Origin of the sequence: Pseudomonas sp. B1(2018) (assembly GCF_003097365.1) — a bacterium.
Classification (GTDB): Bacteria; Pseudomonadota; Gammaproteobacteria; order Pseudomonadales; family Pseudomonadaceae; genus Aquipseudomonas; species Aquipseudomonas laurylsulfatiphila.
The window spans coordinates 130,353-152,114 of the sequence record NZ_PYUK01000001.1 but is presented as its reverse complement, the minus strand read 5'-3'; the positions used below and the strand labels follow the sequence as shown (position 1 = coordinate 152,114).

Sequence of the window (21,762 nt, the reverse complement as noted above, 5' to 3'; positions counted from 1 at the left end):
GTAGCCTGGGATGGCCATCAGTACTCGTTTGACCTTTTGCAGTGTCCTGTTGAGCGGCTTCGCCTGCGCCAGCGGTGAATTGCCCACGCTGACTGACGCGCCGGCGCAGGCCGCCGCCAAAGGTGACCCCGAGACTTGTCACCGGCTGCAACAGGACTTCGACATCGACCTGAAAAAAGTCGTGGCGGCCGGCTGCGACCCGTCGACCGAGCAAATCGCCAAGTTGATGGATAACCCGGTGGGCAATCTGGTGTTGCTGTTCAATCAGTTCGACTACACCGCACTCAAAGGTCCGCACAGCAACGGCACACGCATGCTGGGCAAGTACAGTTTCATGCCGACCTTCCCGATTTCCATCGGCGAAGACTGGAACCTGATCAACCGCCTGCCCATTAGCTACGTCAGCGCCCCGATCAACCACCGGGCCGGCAACCTGATCGGCATGGGCCCCAGCGATATCCTCAGCGACCGTGGCGACTTTGCCTCGGTCGTGCAAGACCCGTTCGACCGCACCAGCGGTTTTGGCGATCTGGCCTATGTCGGTGTGTTCTCGCCCAAGGAGCCGGTGCGCTTCGCCGGGGGCGGCAAGATGGTCTGGGGGTTCGGCCCGACCGCGATGTTCCCCACTGCGGAAAAAGACGTTCTGGGCACCGGCAAATATTCCCTGGGCCCGGCGTTCGTCGCCGCGTACCTGGGCGAAGACTGGACCCTGGGCCTGTTCCCGCAACACTGGTGGTCGGTCGGTGGCGACAGCCGGCGCAAGGATGTGAGCCTGACCAACATTCAGTATTTCATCCAGCGCGCCATTCCCGGCCCCGAGCAATGGCGGATCGGCATGACGCCCAACGTCACCGTGAACTGGAAAGCCGAAGGCGGCAACAAAGTGACCTTCCCTGTCGGCCTCGGCGCCGGGCGGATATTCAACTTCGGCAAGCTGCCGGTGCGTATTTCCGGGGAGATCCAGTATTCGGCGATTCACCCCGACGACCTCATCAGCAGTCGCTGGAATTTCCGGCTGTCATTCATTCCGGTCATTCCGACCTTCATGCTTTGAGCGAGGAACCTTTCATGACCGCACTCAACGACCTCAACGCCCTGCAAGCCAGCATCGCCGAAGCGGTGCTCGGTCAGGACCAGGTGATCCGGCAAATCCTCGTCGGCCTGCTGGCCAACGGGCATCTGCTGCTGGAAAGCCTGCCGGGCCTGGCCAAGACCCGCACGGTGAAAGCACTGGCCAAACACCTGGACGCGAAGATGAGTCGCATCCAGTTCACCCCGGACTTGCTGCCGTCGGACATCACCGGCGCCGAGGTACTGCATCAGGTCGAAGGCAAGAACGAAATCCGCTTCCAGCCCGGCCCGCTGTTCGGCAACCTGATCCTGGCCGACGAAATCAACCGTGCGCCGGCCAAGGTCCAGGCGGCGTTGCTCGAAGCCATGGAAGAACGCCAGATCACCGTGGCCGGCAACAGCCATGCCCTACCGGAACTGTTCATCGTGGTGGCGACCCAGAACCCGATCGAACAGGAAGGTACGTACCCGCTGCCGGAAGCGCAGATGGACCGCTTCCTGATGAAAGTGCTGCTCGATTACCCGAGCGCGGAAAACGAAAGCCAGGTGCTGCGCCTGCTGCGCGAAGAAGAACAGGCGCTCGGCGCCAAAACGGCTGCGGTGCAGGGGTTCGCCCTGGCCCAGGACGTGATCTTTGCCGCGCGCCGGGAAGTCAGTGCCGTGCACGTGTCCCCGGCCATCGACCGTTACCTGATCGACCTGATCAACGCCACGCGCCATCCGGCCGACTACGACGCCGATCTCGGGCGCTGGATCAGCATCGGCGCCAGCCCTCGCGGCGGTATCGGCCTGGACCGTTGTGCCCGGGCCGACGCCTGGTTGCAGGGCCAGGATTTCGTGTCTCCGGACAACGTCCGCGCCGTGGTGCACCCGGTGCTGCGCCATCGTCTGCAACTGAGCTACGACGCGGTGGCCGATGGCGTGAGCGCAGACCAGGTGCTCGACCGTCTGCTCGATAAAGTCGCGATCCCGGCCTGATGCCCATGAACAGCGTCGACGGCCTGGTGTATGTCTCTCTGGCGCAGTTGATGGCCCTGGAGTTCAAGGCCCGTGACCTGAGTTTTGTCGCTCGCCAACCTCAAGGCAGCATCCTCGCAGGCAATCACGCTTCACGCTTGCGTGGCCGCGGCCTGAACTTCGATGAGCTGCGCCGTTATCAGCCGGGGGACGATTTGCGTCATCTCGACTGGCGCGCCTCCCTGCGCACCGGCAAACCGGTGGTACGGACATTCACCGAAGAGCGCGACCGCCCGGCGCTGATCCTCGTCGACCAGCGCATGTCGATGTTCTTTGGTTCGCAACGCAGCTTCAAATCCGCGGTCGCCGCCGAACTCGGCGCCCTGGCGGCGTGGATGGTGTTCAACGCCGGCGACCGGGTTGGTGGGCTGGTATTCAACGATCAACGCATCGACAGCATCGCCCCGCTGCGCAGCCGCAAACGCGTCGAGGCGCTGTGCAGTCGCATTGCCCAACAAAACCAGGCGCTCAATGCGGGCAACCCGGATGCCGAGGGCGCAGACCAGCTCGACAAGGTCCTGCAGCATTGCCTGGCCGTGGCCGGTCACGATCACCTGATCTGCATCGTCAGTGATTTTGCCGGGGCCGGCGAACGCACCTTGCAGCTCATGCGGCAACTGGCGGCCCATAACGATGTGATCGCCATGCAGATCTATGACCCGCTGGCGCTGAACCTGCCGAAAAACGGCCGCGTGCTGATCACCCAGGGGCAATTGCAGGTGGAATTGGCGGTGGATCGGCAACAGGTGCATCAGCCCTTGGGGGATTTTCTCAGCGGTCGGCTCAAGGACGTCGCGACCTTGCTGCGCCGCAGCCAGGTGCCGTTGATGATGTTCAGCACCGCCACCGAAGCCCACGAACAACTGCGCGCCGAACTGGGCAAGCTCGCCGGGAGACGCCGATGAACCCCGCTATCCCGAGTATCGACCAACTCAAGGAAATGGCCCTGCCGGCTCCGGTCAGCTATGCGCCGCAGACCTGGGGTTGGTGGGCGTTGCTGACATTATTGGTGCTCAGCCTGTTGCTGGTCGGTGCCCGACGTTACTGGCAATGGCGGCGCGATTGCTATCGGCGCGAGGCGCTGGCACGGTTGGCGGAGTTACAGCAACGCAGCGATGACCTGAATGCATTGCGCGAACTTCCGGAATTGCTCAAACGCGTGGCCCTCTCCATGCCCGCCCCCCATGCCCCCTGTAGGAGCTGCCGAAGGCTGCGATCTTTTACCGCTGAAGATCAAAAGATCGCAGCCTTCGGCAGCTCCTACAGGGGGACGGTTGCGGCGTTGGGAAAGGAGGACTGGCAGGTGTTTTTGCAGCGGCACAGTAAACAGCCCTTACCGGCCGATTTCAGCCAGCAACTGGCGCGGCTTGCCTATGCGCCGGACGCCTCCTTGCGGGCCATGCCCAGCGAACAGCGACAGCAACTGTTCAATACCTGCAAAACCTGGGTGGAGCGTCATCATGTGGCAGCTTGATTACCCCTGGTTGCTGATCCTGCTGCCCTTGCCATGGTTGGGCTATCGCTACCTGCCCGATTACCGCGAGGCGCGCAGTGCCGTGCGCGTACCGTTTTTCGGCGCCATGAGCCGTGCTGTCGGCCAGGCACCCAGCCAGGCCGGTACCCGCAGCAACGGCTGGCAGTTACTCCTGAACCTGCTGGTCTGGACACTGTTGCTGGTGGCGGCGAGCCGGCCGGTGTGGGTGGAACAGCCCATCGAGCGCCAGCAGCCGGTGCGTGACCTGATGCTGGCCATCGACATATCCCAGTCGATGGAAACCACCGACTTCACCGACGCCAACGGCCAGAAAATCAACCGCCTGGCCGCGGTCAAGGACGTGGTGCACGGGTTCATTGACAAGCGCAAGGACGATCGAATCGGACTGATCGTGTTCGGCACCGGCGCCTATCCGCAGGCCCCCTTGACCCTCGATCACGCCAGCCTGTCACTGCTGCTGGACGACACCGGCATCGGCATGGCCGGCCCCAACACCGCCATCGGCGACGCCATCGGCCTGAGCCTGAAACTGCTGGAGCAGGCCCACGAGCAGGAAAAAGTGCTGATCCTGCTGACCGACGGCAACGACACCAGCAGCGCCATCACCCCGGATCACGCGGCCGCCATGGCTGCTGCCAAAGGGGTGGTGATTCACACCATCGGCATCGGCGACCCGAACGCCGAAGGCGAAGCCAAGGTCAACCTGCAAGGTTTGCAGGACATCGCCCAGGCCACCGGCGGACGCTTCTTCCGCGCCGAAGACCGCAACGCTCTGGATCAGGTCTACAGCACCCTCGACAAACTCACCCCGCATCAGGTGAAAACCCTCAGCCACCAGCCCAAACGCGATCTGTTCTGGTGGCCGCTGGGCGCGGCCATTGCTCTGCTGGCGATGTATCACCTGGGCGCCCTGCTGCTTCCACGGCTGATGCTCGCCCGTCAACGGCAGGAGACCTGAGATGGACATCAACCTCGGCGACTTCCATTTCCTGCGTCCTGTGTGGCTGTTGATCGCCGTGTTCGGCGCACTGCTGCCAGTGCTGTGGCGACATAGCCAGGATTTGCAACGGCGCTGGCGCAGCAACATCGCGGCGCACCTGCTGCCGCATCTGCTCATCACCCCGCAAGACCGGCACCGCCTGCGCCCGGTGCATCTGCTGTGTGCGCTGTTGGTACTGGGTGCCCTCGCCGCAGCCGGACCGACCTGGGAACAGGATCGCCCGGACTTTCTGGAAAACCGCGCGCCGCTGATCATCGCCGTCGACCTGTCGCCGTCCATGGACGCCAGCGACGTTCCACCCAGTCGCCTGGAAGCGGTCAAGCACAAGCTCCACGACCTCATCCAACGCCGCGCCGGTTCGCGCAACGCCTTGATTGCCTATGCCGGCAGCGCACATCTGGTGTTGCCCGCCACCGATGACCCGGCCCTGCTCGATACCTTCATTCAGGCCCTGAGCACCGACCTGATCAACAAACCGGGGAAAGATGTCGGCGCGGTCATCGATCAGGCCAAGCGCCTGCTGGCCGCCGAAAAAACACCCGGCACCCTGCTGCTGATCACCGATGGCGCCGACACCTCGACACTGGCCGGGCTGGACAAACGACTGGCTGGCAGTGCCTTGCAAGTGCTGATTCTGGCGGCCGGCAGCAGCGACGGCGGGATCATCCGAGATGCCAGCGGCCAGCCACGCATCGACAGCAAGGGTCGCCCGCAACTTGGCAGTTTCGACCAGGACGCCCTCAAGCAGCTTGCCTCAACGTTGGATGCCCCGCTGGGCAGCCTGACTCTCAACGATGACGATCTGGACTGGATCGAATTGCACGCCGAGCAGCACTACCAGTCCGCCAGCGACGAACAGCGTGAATTGCACTGGAAAGACGCCGGCTACTGGTTGTGCTGGCCGCTGTTGCTGTTCGCTTTCTTCAGCGTACGCAGGGGCTGGAGCGTGAACTGGATGGCTGGACTGCTGCTGGCGGTGGGCCTGGGCCTGGGCCTGCAACCGGCGCCGGCACAGGCCAATGCGCTGACCGATGCCTTTTTCACCCGCGACCAGCAAGGCCGCTGGGCCTTCGAACACCAGCACTACCCTCAGGCCGCGGCGCTGTTCGTCGATCCGTACTGGAAAGGCGTGGCCGCCTACAACGCGGCCGATTTCGACCTGGCACTGGCCAGCTTCGCGCGGCTCGATACACCGCCGGCCTATTTCTACCTGGGCAATATCTACGTGCGCAGGTTCAAGTTCGATCAGGCCATCGCGGCCTATCAGCAGGCACTGAAGTTGCAACCGCAGTTCCCGGAAGCCACGGCCAACCTGGCCCTGGCCATCGCCTTGCAGAAAGACACCGAAAGCGCCGAGAAAAACGCGCCGGAGGTCAAACCCGACGAAATCAAGATGGACAAGGCGCCGGGTAAAGGCCAAAGCAAAAAGATGGAAACCCAACAAGCGGCCTCGGATGAGCAATGGTTGCAGAACCTGACCACGTCGCCGGCGAAGTTTCTCAAGCAGAAGTTCAGTCTGCAGGATCAGGCGGGGGCCAAGCCATGAGCTGCCTTAAAAACCGCGTCGCGGCCATCGTCGGATCGCCGCCCGGAGACAAGCTCGCTCCCACACTGGATTTGTGTGCGCCACCGATCCCCTGTGGGAGCGGGCTTGCCCGCGAAAGGGCCAGATCGCTCACCACAAAACTCGGCACCTTGTTCCTTTGCCTGATCAGCACCGGCACCCTCGCCGCCGAACCCCAGCTGCGGGTCAACGCCACCCTGCAACCCACCGACCCCGTCATGGTCGGCAGCCTGGTCGAACTGCAACTCGATGTCTTCACCGACACCTGGTTCACCAATGCCCCCACCCTGCCCGACCTGAAACTGCCCGGCGCACTGGTGATGCCACCGGACGGCCACGCCGAACACCTGAACCAGACGATCGACGGCCAATCCTTCAGCGGCATGCGCTACAGCTACCTGATCACCCCGAACCTGGCCCGGGGCTTCGACATTCCGGCACTGACCGTTCAAGCCACACCGGGCCAGGCCAGCCACGAACTCAGCGCCCAAAGTCAGCCATTGCACTTCAACGCCGCACAGCCGCCGGGATTCCAGCCCGGGGAGGCGGTGCTGGTGGCGCAGGGGCTGCGCTTCACCCAGAAGACCATTAATTCAGCCACGCCGCTGAAGGTCGGCGACAGCATCACCCGGGAACTGACGCTACAGGCCGACGGAGCCCTGGCCATGTCACTGCCGACACCGACGCTGGAGGCCATCAAGGGCCTGAGCCGTTACCCGAAAGCCCCACAAATCCGCAATCTGGATGACGGTCGCGGTAACTTCATTGGCGGCCAGCGCATCGACAGCGTGACGTATCGAATCGACACCGAAGGCCACTACAGCCTGCCAGCCGTCGAACTGAAGTGGTGGGATGCCAGCAGCCGGCAAACCCGCACGGCCACGGTGCCTGGCGTGACCTTCGACGCCGCGGCCAACAGCGCCTACAAGCCGGTGTTCTCAATCACCGAAGACCTGAAAAAACTCGGTCAGCACAATCGTTTGCACCTTTCCGGGCACTGGTTCGGACTATTGGCACTGGCGTTGGCGGTGGGGGCCCTGGGCTGGTTCAGTCGCCCGCTTGTACGCCGCGCACACCTCAAGTGGCAAGCGCGCCGCCGCGCCCGGCACGCCGCCTGGCTCGAGTCCGCCGACTACGCATGGCAGCAGATTCCGGCACAACTGGAGGGCAAACCGACGCAATTGAGCGCCCTGTACCTGTGGACCCGACGCAGCCGCCGGGGCCTGAAACTGACCGGTCTCGGCCCGCGCCTGCAAAGCTTCCTGCGGGCCTGTTACGGCCGCGAACCGGAAAAAGAGCAGGCCTTGCGCCAAATCAGGGAATCCTTGTCTACGCTGCATAGTCAGGCCGAGTGCAACAGGGAATCAGTCTCTTCTGCTCTTCATCCGCTCAACCCCGTTCACGAGAAGGGTCTCCCATGACCAATTCAATATCGTTACGCCATCCTCGCGTATTCAGCTTCCTGTTGACCCTGGCCTTGAGCCTGCCGCTGTTGGTCCAGGCAGCCGAACCGCTGCCCTCGTGGAACGATGGACCGTCGAAAAAGCAGATCATCGAGTTCGTGCAGGCGGTGACCGATCAAAACAGCAAGGACTTCGTCAAACCCGAGGACCGCATTGCCGTGTTCGATAACGACGGCACCTTGTGGAGCGAGCAGCCGATGTACTTCGAATTGCTGTTCGCCCTCGAAGAAGTCAAACGCACCGCGGCGCAGCACCCGGAATGGAAAACCACCCAGCCATTCCAGGCCGTGCTGGAAAACGATCACAAGGCCCTGGCCGCCAGCGGCCTGGAGGGCATGATGAAGATCTTCGGTGCGACCCACACCGGCATGACCAGCGAAGCCTTCGATGACTACGCCAAGACCTGGCTGAGTCAGGCCAGACACCCGAAAACCGGCAAGCCGTACACCGAAATGGTCTTCCAGCCGATGCTGGAGATGCTCGACTACCTGCGCGGTAACGCCTTCAAGACCTACATCGTCTCCGGTGGCGACACCGGGTTCATGCGAGCCTTTGCCGAGAAGGTCTACGGCGTTCCACCGGAACAAGTCATCGGCACCACCTTCGTCACCGCGTTCCAGTACAAGGACGGCCAGGCGTCGATCCTGCGCACGCCGAAACTGGCCCACAACGACGATGGCCCGGGCAAACCGGAAAGCATCAATGCCGTGATCGGCAAACGACCGATCCTCGCGTTCGGCAACTCCGACGGTGACCTTCAAATGCTCCAGTGGACCGCCGCCGGTCCCGGCAAACGATTCATGGGACTGGTGCATCACACCGACGCCAAACGCGAATGGGCTTACGACCGACAGTCGCAGATCGGTCGCCTGGACAAGGCCCTGGACGAAGCGAACAAGCGTGGCTGGACAGTCGTCGACATGGCGGCCGAATGGCGCCGGATCTATCCGTACGACGCCGCCACCCCCGAGCAAGCGCAGTAAAAAAGACGTAACGCAGGACCGCAATAAACGTTTGTCGCATTTCAGCGACGTAGTGAAAAGGAGCCAGTCAGATGACTCGCATAGGTAAGTGGCTACCGAAACTCGCCCTGGTGGCAGCCTCGGTGATGGCGATTTCGGCAACAGCCGGAGCCGCTGAAAAACCCAACATTCTGGTGATATTCGGCGACGATATCGGCCAGACCAACATCAGCGCCTACTCCATGGGCGTGGTCGGCTACAAGACCCCCAACATTGACCGAATTGCCAAAGAAGGCATGATGTTCACCGACTATTACGCGGAGAACAGCTGCACCGCCGGGCGTTCGTCGTTCATCACCGGGCAGACGCCTTTGCGTACCGGTCTGTCGAAAGTCGGCATCCCGGGCGCACCGGTGGGCCTGCAAAAACGCGACATCACCATCGCCCAGGCGCTCAAGTCGCAGGGTTATGCCACCGGCCAGTTTGGCAAAAACCACTTGGGCGACAAGGATGAATACCTGCCGACCAATCACGGTTTCGACGAGTTCTTCGGCAACCTGTACCACCTCAACGCCGAAGAAGAACCTGAGCGTCCGTACTGGCCAAAAGACGATGCCGAGTTCGTCAAGGCCAACACCCCGCGTGGCGTGATCCACAGCTTCGCCGACGGCAAGATCGAAGACACCGGTGCGCTGACCACCAAGCGCATGGAAACCATCGACGACGAAACCACGGCGGCGGCGCAGGCGTTCATCGAGAAACAAGCGAAGGCCGACAAGCCGTTCTTCGTCTGGATGAACACCACGCGCATGCATCTGTTCACCCACGTACGCGACTCGATGAAGGGCCAGAGCGGCATGCCCGGCAACGATTACGCCGATGGCATGCTGGAGCACGACGGCGACGTCGGCAAACTGCTGAAAACCCTCGACGACCTGAAGATCGCCGACAACACCATCGTCGTCTACACCACCGACAACGGCCCGAACCAGTTCTCCTGGCCGGACGCGGCGACCACGCCGTTCCGTAACGAGAAGAACTCCAACTGGGAAGGCGCCTACCGTGTGCCGGCGATCATTCGTTGGCCGGGCAAGATCAAGGCCGGTGAAGTCTCCAACGAGTTGTTCTCGGGCATGGACTGGTTCCCAACCCTGCTCGCCGCAGCGGGTGAAACCGACGTGAAGAACAAGTTGCTCAAAGGCTGGGCACCGACCTCGGGTGGCAACAACTTCAAAGTGCACCTGGACGGTTTCAACCAACTGCCCTACCTGACTGGCCAACAGCCTAAAGGCGAGCGCAAGGAGTTCTACTACTTCAACGACGACGGCGTGCTGGTATCGATGCGCTTCGATAACTGGAAAGTGGTGTTCTGCGAGCAGCGCGAACCCGGTGGCTTCAAAGTCTGGAGCGAACCGTTCGTGTGCCTGCGCGTACCGAAAATCTTCAACCTGAGGATGGACCCGTATGAACGGGCCGACGTGGTTTCCGATCAGTATTACGATTGGCAGACCAAAAACGTCTACCTGGCCGCCCAAGCCGTACAAAAAGCAGCCGGGTTCCTGCAGACGTTCATCGAATACCCGCCAAGCCAGAAACCGGCGAGCTTCAGCATCGACCAGATCCGTGCTGCGGTAGATGCCAAGATCGCTGAAAAAATGAAAGCTGCACAGTAAGACCGCCGCTCGCCCTCACCGGCGAGCGGACTTTTCTGCAATGTGAATACGATCACTGTAGGAGCTGCCGCAGGCTGCGATCTTTTGATCTTGCTTCCTTAAAATCAAGATCAAAAGATCGCAGCCTGCGGCAGCTCCTACGTAATCGATTCGAAAATTCGCACAAGGCAACAGATCCATGACCTCACGTGTCACCAGCAAGTCGTCGGCCATACCTGCCCCGCAAGTCGCCTCCCCGGCACTGTTGATCCCCGCCCTGCTGCTGTTTGTCTCCGGCGCTGCGGCGCTGGTGTATCAAGTGCTGTGGATCAAGCAGCTGTCGTTGGTCGTAGGCGTCGAGGTCTATGCCATCACCACCGGGATCAGCGCATTCTTTGCCGGGCTGGCCTTGGGCGGCTTGCTGTTCGGCCGTTGGGCGGACCGGATGCAGCACCCGGTTGTGCTCTACGCCATTCTGGAAGTGCTGGTGGCGCTGCTGGGTGTCGCTGCGACCTTCGCCATGAGCCTCGCGGCCAGCCCGTTTGCCTGGCTGGAAGCGCACGTGGGTTTGCTGGCCTGGGTGCTGCCGTTCGCGCTGGTGGGCATTCCCGCGCTGTTGATGGGCGGCACCCTGCCGGTGCTGGTTCGCTCCCTGGCCACTGATCCGCAACACCTGGGCAAGGCCGGCGGGCAACTGTATGCGGCGAACACCGCCGGGGCCATCGCCGGCACCCTGCTCGCCGCGTTCGTGCTGATTGCCACCCTCGGCGTGCGCGGCAGCGCGCTGGCCGCCGCCATGCTGAACCTGCTGGCCGCCGCCGGGGCCCTGTGGTTCCAGCGCCGGCACGTGGCCCCCGTCGATGCTGCGGCGAAACAACACGTTGAAAAAGCCCCCGACCGCCTGGCCCTTTGGCTGTACTCCATTGCCGGTGGCGTAGCGCTGGGCTACGAAGTGGTGTGGTCGCAATCGATCGTGCAGTTCATGAGCACCCGTACCTACGCCTTTGCCGTGGTGCTGGCGACTTACCTCACCGGGTTGTTCCTGGGCAGCATGCTGCTGGCCCGTCGGGTCGATCGCCTGCGCGATCCCTGGGGAGTGTTCGGTTTGCTGATTGCCGCCGCCGGGGCGATTGCCCTGCTGGAAGTGGCGTTGCTCGGACGCTGGCTGGTGCTCGCCCAGACCCTGGCCGAATCCTGGGTATTGTCATGGGGCGGCAGTGAACTGGCGGGCATGAGCACGCGGTTTGCGGTAGCAGCCTTGAGCATTGTATTTGTACCGACCCTGTTACTGGGCGCGGCGTTCCCGTTGGCCCTGCGCTTGAGCGTCGGCGGCGCACAGGTGGGGCGTAACGTTGGCGAAGTCGTCGCGTTCAATACCCTTGGCGGGATCATCGGCGTGATGCTCTGCGGCTTCGTCCTGATCCCGATGCTGGGCCTGGTACGGACCCTGGGACTGCTGGCAATTATCGCCGCCGGTATCGCGTACCTCGCCGTGCGCAAGGGCCATGGCGTGAAGAAAGGCCGGCGCCAGGCGGTGGTTGCCATTGGCCTGGTGTCCCTGGCACTGGCCGTGTTCACGCCGGTCAACAAGCTCGCCAGCCTGCTGCCGGGCGCGCGCAATGGCACGCTGACGTTTTACGAAGAAGGCCGTGGCGGGACCGTCGCCGTGGTCACCCAGGGCAAGGGCGAACGGGCGTTCCAGCGTTTGTATATCCAGGGCGTGTCCAATACCGGCGACGCCATGCCGTCCCTGCGCTACATGCGGGTTCAGGCGCTGCTGCCGTTGTTGATCCACAACGGTGAACCGCGTTCGGCGCTGGTGATCGGCTTCGGTACCGGCATCACCGCCGGTGCCCTGACCCGCTACCCCGCCCTGGACCATCGCGTGGTCGCCGAACTGCTGCCCTCGGTGGTCAAGGCGGCACCCTTGTTCAAGGGCAATTTCAATGCTGCGGCCGATCCGGGTGTCGATGTGCGCTTGCGCGACGGTCGCCAGGAACTCTTGCGCAATCCACAGCGCTACGACCTGATCACCCTTGAACCGCCACCGCCCTCCGCTGCCGGCGTGGTCAACCTGTATTCCCGGGACTTCTACCAACTGGCCGCCAGCCGTTTGCAGAAACAGGGCCTGGTCGCCCAATGGCTGCCGCTGCCGACGCAGAACATCGACGACTCGCGCTCGCTGGTACGCAGTTTCCTCGACGTATTCCCCTACGCGACCCTGTGGACCAGCGAGTTCCACGAGATGCTGCTGGTGGGTTCGATGGAACCGATCGAGCTGGATGCGGCGAAAATCAACGCACGCTTCCAGCAGGACAGCGTTCGCAGCACCTTGCAGGATGTCGGCATCGGCTCGGCCGCAGCATTGCTCGCCACCTGGGTGACTGATCGTACGGGGCTGGAACGCTTCGCTGGGCAAGCGCAACCGGTGACGGACGATCAACCGCGAATCGAATACGCGCCGTGGGTGCGGGCCAAGGAGATCACACGGGTACTGCCGGCCCTGCTCGACTTGCACCAGCCGCCCGCACTGCTGAACGCCGATGCCGGGTTCATCGAGCGCATGAACACCCAGCAACAACGCCTGATGCAGTTCTACCGGGCCAGCCTGCATGCCTATGAGGGTGACCGTGAGGGCTGGGCCAGGGATATGCGCGAGGTGATGCGTGGGGATGCCGGGAATCCATATTACCGGTGGTTTGTCGGGGAGTGATGCAGCGCCTTGGAGGCCGCCTTCGCGGGCAAGCCCGCTCCCACAGGGGACTTGTGGCGCTCACAGATCCAGTGTGGGAGCGGGCTTGGTCCGGGCGGCGTTCCGACGAAGGGGCCATCAGCTTCACAACATCAGTTATTTGACAGACGCCGACCATCCGGCAAAGCTGCATCAAGCTTCAACGCGCGCCTGACGGCAATCGCACCTGGACCATGGAAGTCGTAATGCCGACCTATAAAAACAAAGCTGCACAGCCAAACCCTGATTCGCAACCGACCCTGATCAACCGTTATCTGTTCCCCGTCACCATCGGCATCCTGTTGCTGACTGTGGCGGGTATTGGCTGGTTTTTGCTCAGCAGTACACCGACGCCGCCCAAGCCGGTCACCGTCAGCCCCCCTGCTGTTCAACCGGCCAAACCGCAACCTGTTGCCATCGCGCCTGCAAAAATGGTCGACGAGCAGCAATGCCAAGGTTGCCACGGCGAGCAGGTCAAGGACTGGCAAGGCTCCCACCACCAGTTGGCGATGCAGCAAGCCAACGCCGACACGATGCTCGGGGACTTCAACAACGTCACCTTCAAGGCTGAAAAGGAGACCACGGTGTTCTCGCGCAAAGGCGACGAATTCTGGGTCAACACGCCGGGCATCGATGGCAGGAATACCGATTTCAAGGTGGCCTATGCCTTTGGCATCGCTCCCTTGCAGCAGTACCTGATCGAGGTCGGCGAAGGCCGGTTGCAGGCCCTTGGCATTGCCTGGGATACCGAAAAGCACCGCTGGTTTCACCTCTACCCGGGCCAGGGCGTGAACTTCAAGAACCCGCTGCACTGGAGCAAACCGAGCCAGAACGCCAACTTCATGTGCGTCGAATGCCATACCACCGGCTTCAAGCGTAATTTCGATGCGTCAAAAAACACCTTCGACAGCCACTGGAACAGCCTGGGTGTCGGCTGCCAGGCCTGTCATGGCCCCGCATCCAATCACCTGGAATGGACGGCGAAGAAGACCGACCTGATCCATGCCGGCTTCGCCGTCGACCTCAAGGACAAGAACGCCACCGTCGAAATCGAAACCTGCGCCCGCTGCCACTCGCGCCGCGCACCTCTGGACGACGGCTACACGGTCGGCAAACGGCTGATGGACGACTACCTGCCAAGCGTCCTGACCCGCGAACTGTACGCGCTGGACGGCAAGATCAAGGACGAAGTGTTCGAACACGGCTCCTTTGCCCAGAGCAAAATGTTCGACAAGGGCGTGCGCTGCAGCAACTGCCACAACCCGCACAGCACGCAATTGAAAGCGCCAGGCAACGGTGTCTGCCTGCAATGCCACAACACCGCCGGCAAAACCACCGTGGAAGGCGTCGACGGCAAGGGCCTGCAAGCAAAAAACTACGACTCCGTCGAACACACCCGCCACACCCTGGGCCAACCGGGTTCGCAGTGCGTGGATTGCCACATGCCCGGCAAGTTCTACATGGGCAATGATTTCCGGCATGACCACAGCTTCAGCATCCCCAATCCTGAGCGGGCAAAGAAACTCGGTACACCTGATGCCTGCCTGACCTGCCACCAGGGCAAGGCCGGCGACAAGGTCACCGAGCAGTTCAAGCTGTGGAACACGGCCAACGCCAGCGCGGTACAAGCCCCTCGCTACGACGAAAGCCTGTGGTTGATTCGCAACGGTCAGCCCGGTGCCGCACAGGCCTTGATCGAGCAACTGCAACGCAGCAACCTGCCGGCGATCCAACGCGCGACGCTGCTTGGCGAATTGGCGCAGTATCCAAGCGAGCAAGCGTTGAAACTGGCCACCAGGGACCTCAACAACCCGGCGCCGCAAGTCCGTGAGAGCGCCATCCGCGCACTCAGCGCCTTCCTGCCGCCAGCGGAACGTGCGCCACTGCTGACACCCTTGTTGAGTGACCCTGTGAGAGCCGTGCGCATCGCCGCCGCCCGTGATCTGCTCAGTGTCGCGGCCAACGGCCTCGGCACGGCGCAGGACAGCTGGAATGTCGCCATCGCCGAATACGAGGCGGTGCAGAAAAACCTGCTCGAACGCGCCGAAGCGAACCTCAACCTGGCGATGCTGTATCAGGCCAGCGGTCGCAACGCAGAAGTCGAAGGATTCCTGCGCACGGCCCTGCAGCGCGATCCGGACTTCTACCCGGCGCTGGTCACGCTGGTGCAGTGGCTGGAGGCCAACGGTCGCAGCCAGGAAGGTCATGCCCTGCTGGCGCAAAGCCTCAAGGACCATCCTGACTCGGGCCTGCTGCAATACACCCAGGGCCTGGCGCTGATTCGTGCCGGCCAGGCGGCTCAAGCCATGCCGTACCTGCGCCAGGCCGCGAAACTGGAACCGCAGAGCGGGCAATTTGGCTACGTACTGGCGGTGGCCCTGCATGACAGCGGGAAGATTGACGAAGCCTGCGCAGAACTGGAACGGCTGTTGAAAGAGCAACCGGCCAACCGCAATGCACGGCTGTCGCTGATCCAGTATTACCTGGCCAACGGCCAGGAACCCAAGGCACAAGTGCTGTTGCAGGGCTGGAAGAAGATGAATATGGGGGACCCGGCGTTGAAATGACGGGAGACGCCTGTAGGAGCGAGCTTGCTCCGGGCGGCGTTCCGACGATGATGTTACAGATGACGCGTTTATCCAGAATATTCGCGTTTTCGTTGACGTCCATCGCGAGCAGGCTCGCTCCTACAGGGGAGGTATTGGCTCTATCACCACCGCATATTCAGCGGATTTGTCTTCACGCATTTGTAGGAGCGAGCTTGCTCGCGATGGTGTTACAGACGACGCGTTTATCCAGAATGTTCGCGTTTTCGTTGACGTCCATCGCGAGCAAGCTCGCTCCTTCAGCGGCGCCTGAACAAGGGCCGTGGCTCAATCACCGAGCGCCCGTACAACACGCTCATCCCCGCCAATCCCTTCAACGCATCTTCCGCGGATTTGTCTTCACGCACGGCAAAGCTGTCAAAACCGCATTGGCGCATGTGGCTCAGTTGATCACGCAAGACATCGCCGATGGCGCGCAACTCGCCGGCCCAGCCCAATCGCGTGCGCAGCAGATACGCCTGGCTGTACCCGCGGCCATCGCGAAAGCTCGGAAAATCCAGGGCGATCAGGGGCAGTCGGGCAAACCATGGCTGCAGGCTTTCCACTTCATCGTCCGGCCCCAGCCACACGCCGTTATGCGACGGGATTTCCAGCCAACGGCTCAGCGGCAGAATCGCGGCACCCACGGGCCGCGCTGCTTGCGGGTCGCGCACGAGTTCCCACGGATCATCCGCGACAATCCGCACCACGCCCCCTTCCAGCCGCAACAGATTGTTCATGCCGACACCTGCGGCACTTTCCCGTAGACCGCCTCCTTGAACGGCTCCAGCCCGATCCGCTGGAAGGCGTCGACGAACAGTTCTTCGCTCTCGCGATAGCGCACGAAGGTGTCGACAATGCGCTCGATCACCCCGGGCACTTGCGCGGCGCTGAAGGACGGGCCGATGACCTTGCCTAGCGCACTGTTCTTGCCCTGGGCACCACCCAGGGTGATCTGGTACCACTCGGCGCCGTTCTTATCGACGCCCAGAATACCGATGTTGCCGATGTGGTGATGACCGCAGGCATTCATGCAGCCGGAGATATTGAGGCTGATGTCGCCCAGGTCGTGCAGGTAGTCGAGGTCTTCGAAGCGTGCGGCAATGGCCTTGGCGATGGGGATCGACTTGGCGTTGGCCAGCGCGCAGAAGTCGCCACCGGGGCAGGCGATGATGTCGGTGAGCAATCCTGCGTTGGCGCTGCCCAGATTGTGTCCGCAGGCCAGTTGCCACAGGGTGAACAGATCGGCCTTGGACACGTCCGGAAGGACGATATTCTGCTCATGGGCAATGCGGATTTCACCGAAGCCGAAGCGTTCGGACCACTCGGCCACCGCCTCCATCTGTTCGGCAGTGACATCGCCCGGTGGCGCAGCGCTGCCGGGCTTGGTCGACAACACCACGCTGGCATAGCCCGATACTTTGTGCGGCTGCACGTTACGCTGCACCCAACGAGCGAACGTCGGGTTTTCGGCCAGGTGCGTGCCGAAATCGAGATGGGTGTCGGACAGATGACGATAAGGCGGTGCGACGAACGCACTGGCCACACGCTCGAACTCGTCGAGGGTCAGTTGCGCCGGGCCGTCCTTGAGGTACAGCCACTCTTGCTCCACTTCCCGGGCGAAGGCCTCGATGCCCAGGGCCTTGACCAGAATCTTGATTCGCGCCTTGTACTTGTTGTCCCGCCGGCCATGGCGGTTATACACCCGCAGCACCGCCTCTACGTAAGACAGCAGGTGCTGCCACGGCAAGCCTTCGCGGATCTGCAAGCCGAGGATCGGCGTGCGCCCCAGGCCGCCGCCGACCATGACTCGCAGGAGCATGTGCCCGTCGGACCCCGGGTAAAGATATAGGCCGATGTCATGCATCATGATCGCCGCGCGGTCCTGCTCGGCCGAGCAGATGGCGATCTTGAACTTGCGCGGCAGGAACAGGAACTCCGGGTTGATGGTCGACCACTGCCGCAGAATTTCCGCCAACGGTCGCGGGTCGATCATTTCGTCGGCCGCCACCCCGGCAAAGGCTTCGGTGGTGATGTTGCGCACGCAGTTGCCGGAGGTCTGGATCGCATGCATTTCCACCTCGGCCAGGCGTTCGAGGATGTCCGGCACCTGGGCCAGTTCGATCCAGTTGAACTGCATGTTCTGCCGGGTGGTGAAATGGCCGTAGCCGCGGTCGTAATCCCGGGCGATGCTCGCCAACGTACGCATCTGCCGGGCGCTCAGCGTGCCGTAGGGAATCGCCACCCGCAGCATGTAGGCGTGCTTTTGCAGGTACAGGCCGTTCTGCAGGCGCAATGGCAGGAACTCTTCTTCGCTCAGTTCGCCGGCCATGAAGCGCTCGACCTGATCGCGAAACTGCGCAACCCGTTCGAACACCAGTGCCCGGTCGTAATCATCGTACTGATACATGTGGCAACCTCATCAGGATTCACCGCATTCCCCTGTGTAGGAGCTGCCGAAGGCTGCGATCTTTTGCTCTTAAAGAACAGAATCAAAAGATCGCAGCCTTCGGCAGCTCCTACAGGTCGGTGGGTGCGGTTGTTGTGTGAGGTCGACTATGGACTTGCGGCTCAGCGCATTACAGATTCACCTGAGTGCATAAAAACCGTATCAGAGCGCGGCAGATGGCCGCAGGCGGCTCTCGGATCTGATCCGCACAAATGAAATATTCCTGAGCCTGTTTTGTTTCCATCGGGGTTTCTACAGTGCACGGCATTGCAACCGTGGAAGCATTGAGCATGAGCACAACAACTATCAGTCAGGCCTATAACTACAAGGTCGTGCGCCAGTTCGTGGTGGCGACAGTCTTCTGGGGCGTCGTGGGGATGGCGATGGGCGTGTGGATCGCCTCGCAACTGGTGTGGCCGCAGATGAATCTTGACCTGCCGTGGACCACCTTCGGCCGCTTGCGCCCGTTGCACACCAGCCTGGTGATTTTCGGTTTCGCCGGCAGCGCGCAATTTGCCGCCAGCTACTACGCGGTACAGCGCACCTGTCAGGTGCGGCTGTTCTCTGACAAGCTCGCCGCGTTCACCTTCTGGGGCTGGCAATCGGTGATAGTAGTGATGCTGATCAGCCTGCCACTGGGCTACACCACCACCAAGGAATACGCCGAGATCGAATTCACCGGCGCGGTGTGGATGACCGTGGTCTGGATTGCATACGCTGTGGTGTTCTTCACTACCCTGGTGCAACGCAAGACCCGGCACATCTACGTCGGCAACTGGTTCTTCGGTGCATTCATCGTGGTCATTGCCATGCTGCACGTGGTCAATCACCTGTCGATTCCAGTCGACTGGTTCAAGTCCTACCCGGTGTATTCCGGGGCCACCGACGCCATGGTCCAGTGGTGGTACGGACACAATGCCGTGGGTTTTTTCCTGACCACCGGTTTCCTGGGAATGATGTACTACTTCGTGCCGAAACAGGTGGGCCGGCCGGTGTACTCCTATCGTCTGTCGATCGTGCACTTCTGGGCGCTGATTACCCTGTACATCTGGGCCGGCCCTCACCACTTGCACTACACCGCGCTGCCGGACTGGGCGCAGTCCCTGGGCATGGCGATGTCGCTGATCCTGCTGGCGCCGAGCTGGGGCGGGATGATCAACGGCATGATGACCCTCTCGGGCGCCTGGCATAAGCTGCGCACCGACCCGATCCTGCGCTTTCTCGTGCTGTCCCTGGCGTTCTACGGCATGTCGACCTTCGAAGGGCCGATGATGGCGATCAAGACGGTCAACGCCCTCTCCCACTACACAGACTGGACCATCGGCCACGTACACGCCGGGGCGCTCGGCTGGGTGGCGATGATCACCTTCGGCGCGACCTATCACATGGTGCCGAAGGTATTCGGACGCGATCGGATGCACAGCACGCCGCTGATCAACCTGCACTTCTGGCTGGCGACCATCGGCACCGTGCTGTACATCGCCTCGATGTGGGTCAACGGCATCACCCAGGGCCTGATGTGGCGCGCAATCAACGATGACGGCACGCTGACCTACTCCTTCGTCGAAGCCTTGCAGGCCAGCCATCCGGGATTCGTCGTGCGCTTTGCCGGCGGGGTGTTCTTCCTCAGCGGCATGCTGCTGATGGCCTACAACCTGTGGCGCACGGTGCGGGTAGCGGACGTGGCGATGGCCGAACGCGAGGCGCAGTTGGCCTGATGATTGAAGTCATGTTGAACATGGCGGGGGTGGCATTTTTGTGGTTCGCCATCGAGTATTGTCTGCGCCACCAGACCGCCGAGAGCCTGGACGACGCGAGCCTGATCCCGTTTGCCGACGACCCTGAGGTGGCTCGGCGAGTAGAGGCGGCTACCGGGAAGACCATCAACGCAGTGGCGCCCGAAGAGGCGAAGCCAGGCTGGGGAAACACCGATTTCTGATGCGACACCGCTCCCTATTGTTCACAAAACCGGCCCCCCCTCAGCCACGATCCCGGGGGATCAAAACCTGTAGCTGCTGCGCCAGAAAATCCGCATTGAATGCAAAGGTATCCGGGTCTTTCAAGCCATTGGTCTTGCGCCACTGCCAGCCAGTGGATGGCGGCAGGCACACCAGTGACACGCTGCCATAACGTGCTGCTGTAAAGCCCATCACCGCCACGGAAATCTGCCCGCCGACACCCATCACCTCCGGCACGAATTCCACCGGTTTACCCGCGATCAGGATGCTCAGCTTCTCAGTCTTGAAGGGAGAGGTTTCCACCGGAACACTGGGCCCCGACGCAACATACACTTCGCGGTTCACTTCGAGCAGGTCAGGTGCCTTGACCGGTTCGAGCCACTGCTGGATCTCATCGAACAGCGCACCAATGCGCTTCGCCCACTCGGCCGATTGCGACTCGAACACTTGTTTTTTGTGCGCTTCGCTTTCGGCGTAGTGGCGAAGCATTTCGCCCAGTTGCTGTACATCGTCCATAGCGGTGTTCCCTGAATAGACCGGTGTTGCGGACCTGGAGCATGGCAGATGCCCGCACGCTGCGTACGACTAAAACCTGACGACAGTTTGCACCGTCGCGTAATCGCGGGCACTGCAGGTGCGCACTTCACCTGACAAACGGAGCACAGCATGGGCCAGCTGCGGTGGCGTGCGCCCTGAGCGAGTGACTCAGCCGACCCTGGGCGTGCGACGCAGGCGCGCCATGCTCAAGGTGTCCACCAGGACGCCGTCGCGAACGGCATAGTCACGAAACAGGCCCTCGGTTTCGAAGCCGAACTTGCGATACAGGGCAATGGCCGCTTCATTATCGGCATACACCGAAAGCTCGACGCGCTGCAGGTTCATCCAGTTGTCGGCGATATCCAGCGCCGTCGCGAGCAACTTGGAACCCACGCCCTTGCCCTGCCACTCGACCGCAACGCCCATGCCGAAACTGCCGGCATGGCTGCGACGAATGCGCGAGAACTGCTCCAGGCCAATGTTGCCGATGACCGTGCCTTGATGCAGGGCCACTACCTTCACCACGCGCTCGTTATCCGACGCCAGACGACTGCGCCAGAGCTCGGTGGACTGAAACGGCATTTGCAGCGTCTGCCGGGCGATGGCGGGATCGTTGTACAGCGCCGTAATGCCTTCGATATGGGATTCGTTGAAGCGCTCGAACGTGATAACGGGTTCGGTGGTCGGCATGGGTGAATCATCCTTGAAGCAGACATGGCTGTTCACTCTATAACGCTTTCTTCACGTGTGGCGAGAACCGATGTGGGAGCGGGGGTGCGGCGATCCGACTTGCTACCGAAGGCGCCATCACATTCAACGTTGAAGGTGTCTGATCAACCGCTTTCGCGAGCAAGCCCGCACAATTCGACCGTGTACTACTTATCGACCTTATGCCTGGCCGCATACAGACACAACATCTCCATCGTCAATGTCGCCGCCGCCAGTGAGGTGATCGCCGCACTGTCATAGGCCGGCGGCACTTCCACCACGTCCATGCCCACCAGATTGATCCCGCGCAGGCCACCGAGGATCTCCAGCGCCTGCACTATGCTCAGGCCGCCGCACACTGGCGTTCCGGTACCCAGGGCGAATACCACAACGATAAATCATTTTGCCATTACGACTTCAGTTGCCCTGGTGGGACTGGGCAAGGCCCATGGCTCGAGGGTGTTGTTCCTTGCAATCAAACGGCACTTGACGGATGCGATAGTGCAAAGACAGGAGCGTCCACAATGAAATGTGGACACACAAGAAAGGCTCTCTTCAAAAAAGTCAATG

The 21,762-nt window shown here is 61.9% G+C and carries 17 protein-coding genes and 1 pseudogene; 13 read left to right on the top strand and 5 right to left on the bottom strand.

The features are described 5' to 3' along the window. The first annotated feature begins 10 nt into the window (after positions 1-10). The 11 genes from C9422_RS00665 (at position 11) to C9422_RS00615 (ending at position 15,522) form a co-directional block, all read left to right on the top strand. Positions 11-1,054 carry a hypothetical protein gene (locus C9422_RS00665; protein ID WP_116579298.1) on the top strand — a complete coding sequence of 348 codons (1,044 nt, stop codon included), beginning with the start codon at positions 11-13 and terminating at the stop codon, positions 1,052-1,054. 14 nt (positions 1,055-1,068) lie between these two features. Then, complete coding sequence (locus C9422_RS00660) at positions 1,069-2,049, top strand: MoxR family ATPase (protein WP_102673574.1); 981 nt, start codon at positions 1,069-1,071, stop codon at positions 2,047-2,049. After that, complete coding sequence (locus tag C9422_RS00655; RefSeq protein ID WP_371924641.1) at positions 2,049-2,993, top strand: DUF58 domain-containing protein; 945 nt, start codon at positions 2,049-2,051, stop codon at positions 2,991-2,993. The genes C9422_RS00660 and C9422_RS00655 overlap by 1 nt, the downstream gene beginning before the upstream one ends. Next, positions 2,990-3,562, top strand: coding sequence for a DUF4381 domain-containing protein (locus C9422_RS00650; protein WP_116579296.1), 573 nt, complete (start codon positions 2,990-2,992; stop codon positions 3,560-3,562). Before C9422_RS00655 ends, C9422_RS00650 begins: the two co-directional genes overlap by 4 nt. Continuing rightward, on the top strand, positions 3,549-4,541 hold the full coding sequence (locus tag C9422_RS00645) for a VWA domain-containing protein (protein WP_007979883.1): 993 nt from the start codon (positions 3,549-3,551) through the stop codon (positions 4,539-4,541). The genes C9422_RS00650 and C9422_RS00645 overlap by 14 nt, the downstream gene beginning before the upstream one ends. 1 nt (position 4,542) lies before the next feature. Continuing rightward, positions 4,543-6,129 (top strand): VWA domain-containing protein, encoded by a 1,587-nt coding sequence (locus C9422_RS00640; protein ID WP_116579295.1) that lies wholly within the window; start codon positions 4,543-4,545, stop codon positions 6,127-6,129. After that, positions 6,126-7,568, top strand: a complete 1,443-nt coding sequence (locus C9422_RS00635; RefSeq protein WP_116579294.1) for a BatD family protein — start codon at positions 6,126-6,128, stop codon at positions 7,566-7,568. Before C9422_RS00640 ends, C9422_RS00635 begins: the two co-directional genes overlap by 4 nt. After that, entirely contained in the window at positions 7,565-8,593 is a 1,029-nt protein-coding gene (locus C9422_RS00630; protein ID WP_116579293.1) for an HAD family phosphatase, read from the top strand. The genes C9422_RS00635 and C9422_RS00630 overlap by 4 nt, the downstream gene beginning before the upstream one ends. A gap of 71 nt (positions 8,594-8,664) precedes the next feature. Continuing rightward, entirely contained in the window at positions 8,665-10,245 is a 1,581-nt protein-coding gene (locus tag C9422_RS00625) for an arylsulfatase (RefSeq protein WP_116579292.1), read from the top strand. 178 nt (positions 10,246-10,423) lie between these two features. Beyond that, positions 10,424-12,937: a fused MFS/spermidine synthase gene (locus C9422_RS00620; RefSeq protein WP_116579291.1), complete on the top strand. Its 2,514-nt coding sequence runs from the start codon at positions 10,424-10,426 to the stop codon at positions 12,935-12,937. Between the two features lie 224 nt (positions 12,938-13,161). Next, entirely contained in the window at positions 13,162-15,522 is a 2,361-nt protein-coding gene (locus tag C9422_RS00615) for a tetratricopeptide repeat protein (RefSeq protein WP_116579290.1), read from the top strand. A gap of 278 nt (positions 15,523-15,800) precedes the next feature. Here C9422_RS00615 and C9422_RS00610 read toward each other — a convergent pair whose 3' ends face one another. Together C9422_RS00610 and C9422_RS00605 are read right to left on the bottom strand one after the other, a co-directional pair. After that, positions 15,801-16,280: a DUF934 domain-containing protein gene (locus C9422_RS00610; protein WP_116579289.1), complete on the bottom strand. Its 480-nt coding sequence runs from the start codon at positions 16,278-16,280 to the stop codon at positions 15,801-15,803. After that, positions 16,277-17,950, bottom strand: a complete 1,674-nt coding sequence (locus C9422_RS00605; protein ID WP_116579288.1) for a nitrite/sulfite reductase — start codon at positions 17,948-17,950, stop codon at positions 16,277-16,279. The genes C9422_RS00610 and C9422_RS00605 overlap by 4 nt, the downstream gene beginning before the upstream one ends. A 329-nt stretch (positions 17,951-18,279) precedes the next feature. Here C9422_RS00605 and ccoN point away from each other — a divergent pair, with 329 nt between their 5' ends. Together ccoN and C9422_RS00585 are read left to right on the top strand one after the other, a co-directional pair. Continuing rightward, positions 18,280-19,707: a cytochrome-c oxidase, cbb3-type subunit I gene (gene ccoN / locus C9422_RS00590; protein WP_102698834.1), complete on the top strand. Its 1,428-nt coding sequence runs from the start codon at positions 18,280-18,282 to the stop codon at positions 19,705-19,707. Then, entirely contained in the window at positions 19,707-19,928 is a 222-nt protein-coding gene (locus C9422_RS00585; protein ID WP_116579287.1) for a cbb3-type cytochrome c oxidase subunit 3, read from the top strand. Before ccoN ends, C9422_RS00585 begins: the two co-directional genes overlap by 1 nt. A 40-nt stretch (positions 19,929-19,968) precedes the next feature. On the opposite strand, the gene C9422_RS00580 is transcribed toward C9422_RS00585, so the two are convergent. From C9422_RS00580 to C9422_RS00570, 3 genes and pseudogenes are all read right to left on the bottom strand, one after another. Next, positions 19,969-20,463 carry a hypothetical protein gene (locus C9422_RS00580; protein ID WP_007979904.1) on the bottom strand — a complete coding sequence of 165 codons (495 nt, stop codon included), beginning with the start codon at positions 20,461-20,463 and terminating at the stop codon, positions 19,969-19,971. 189 nt (positions 20,464-20,652) lie between these two features. Further along, entirely contained in the window at positions 20,653-21,174 is a 522-nt protein-coding gene (locus tag C9422_RS00575; protein WP_116579286.1) for a GNAT family N-acetyltransferase, read from the bottom strand. A gap of 185 nt (positions 21,175-21,359) precedes the next feature. Further along, a pseudogene (locus tag C9422_RS00570) lies at positions 21,360-21,575 on the bottom strand (arginase family protein); the annotation flags it as partial. Positions 21,576-21,762: the final 187 nt, after the last annotated feature.

What these genes read in the sequence shown, in the direction of transcription:
- C9422_RS00665 (WP_116579298.1), top strand. Translation starts at nt 11, where the DNA reads ATGGCCATCAGTACTCGTTTGACCTTTTGCAGTGTCCTGTTGAGCGGC.
- C9422_RS00660 (WP_102673574.1), top strand. Translation starts at nt 1,069, where the DNA reads ATGACCGCACTCAACGACCTCAACGCCCTGCAAGCCAGCATCGCCGAA.
- C9422_RS00655 (WP_371924641.1), top strand. Translation starts at nt 2,049, where the DNA reads ATGCCCATGAACAGCGTCGACGGCCTGGTGTATGTCTCTCTGGCGCAG.
- C9422_RS00650 (WP_116579296.1), top strand. Translation starts at nt 2,990, where the DNA reads ATGAACCCCGCTATCCCGAGTATCGACCAACTCAAGGAAATGGCCCTG.
- C9422_RS00645 (WP_007979883.1), top strand. Translation starts at nt 3,549, where the DNA reads ATGTGGCAGCTTGATTACCCCTGGTTGCTGATCCTGCTGCCCTTGCCA.
- C9422_RS00640 (WP_116579295.1), top strand. Translation starts at nt 4,543, where the DNA reads ATGGACATCAACCTCGGCGACTTCCATTTCCTGCGTCCTGTGTGGCTG.
- C9422_RS00635 (WP_116579294.1), top strand. Translation starts at nt 6,126, where the DNA reads ATGAGCTGCCTTAAAAACCGCGTCGCGGCCATCGTCGGATCGCCGCCC.
- C9422_RS00630 (WP_116579293.1), top strand. Translation starts at nt 7,565, where the DNA reads ATGACCAATTCAATATCGTTACGCCATCCTCGCGTATTCAGCTTCCTG.
- C9422_RS00625 (WP_116579292.1), top strand. Translation starts at nt 8,665, where the DNA reads ATGACTCGCATAGGTAAGTGGCTACCGAAACTCGCCCTGGTGGCAGCC.
- C9422_RS00620 (WP_116579291.1), top strand. Translation starts at nt 10,424, where the DNA reads ATGACCTCACGTGTCACCAGCAAGTCGTCGGCCATACCTGCCCCGCAA.
- C9422_RS00615 (WP_116579290.1), top strand. Translation starts at nt 13,162, where the DNA reads ATGCCGACCTATAAAAACAAAGCTGCACAGCCAAACCCTGATTCGCAA.
- C9422_RS00610 (WP_116579289.1), bottom strand. Translation starts at nt 16,280, where the DNA reads ATGAACAATCTGTTGCGGCTGGAAGGGGGCGTGGTGCGGATTGTCGCG.
- C9422_RS00605 (WP_116579288.1), bottom strand. Translation starts at nt 17,950, where the DNA reads ATGTATCAGTACGATGATTACGACCGGGCACTGGTGTTCGAACGGGTT.
- ccoN (WP_102698834.1), top strand. Translation starts at nt 18,280, where the DNA reads ATGAGCACAACAACTATCAGTCAGGCCTATAACTACAAGGTCGTGCGC.
- C9422_RS00585 (WP_116579287.1), top strand. Translation starts at nt 19,707, where the DNA reads ATGATTGAAGTCATGTTGAACATGGCGGGGGTGGCATTTTTGTGGTTC.
- C9422_RS00580 (WP_007979904.1), bottom strand. Translation starts at nt 20,463, where the DNA reads ATGGACGATGTACAGCAACTGGGCGAAATGCTTCGCCACTACGCCGAA.
- C9422_RS00575 (WP_116579286.1), bottom strand. Translation starts at nt 21,174, where the DNA reads ATGCCGACCACCGAACCCGTTATCACGTTCGAGCGCTTCAACGAATCC.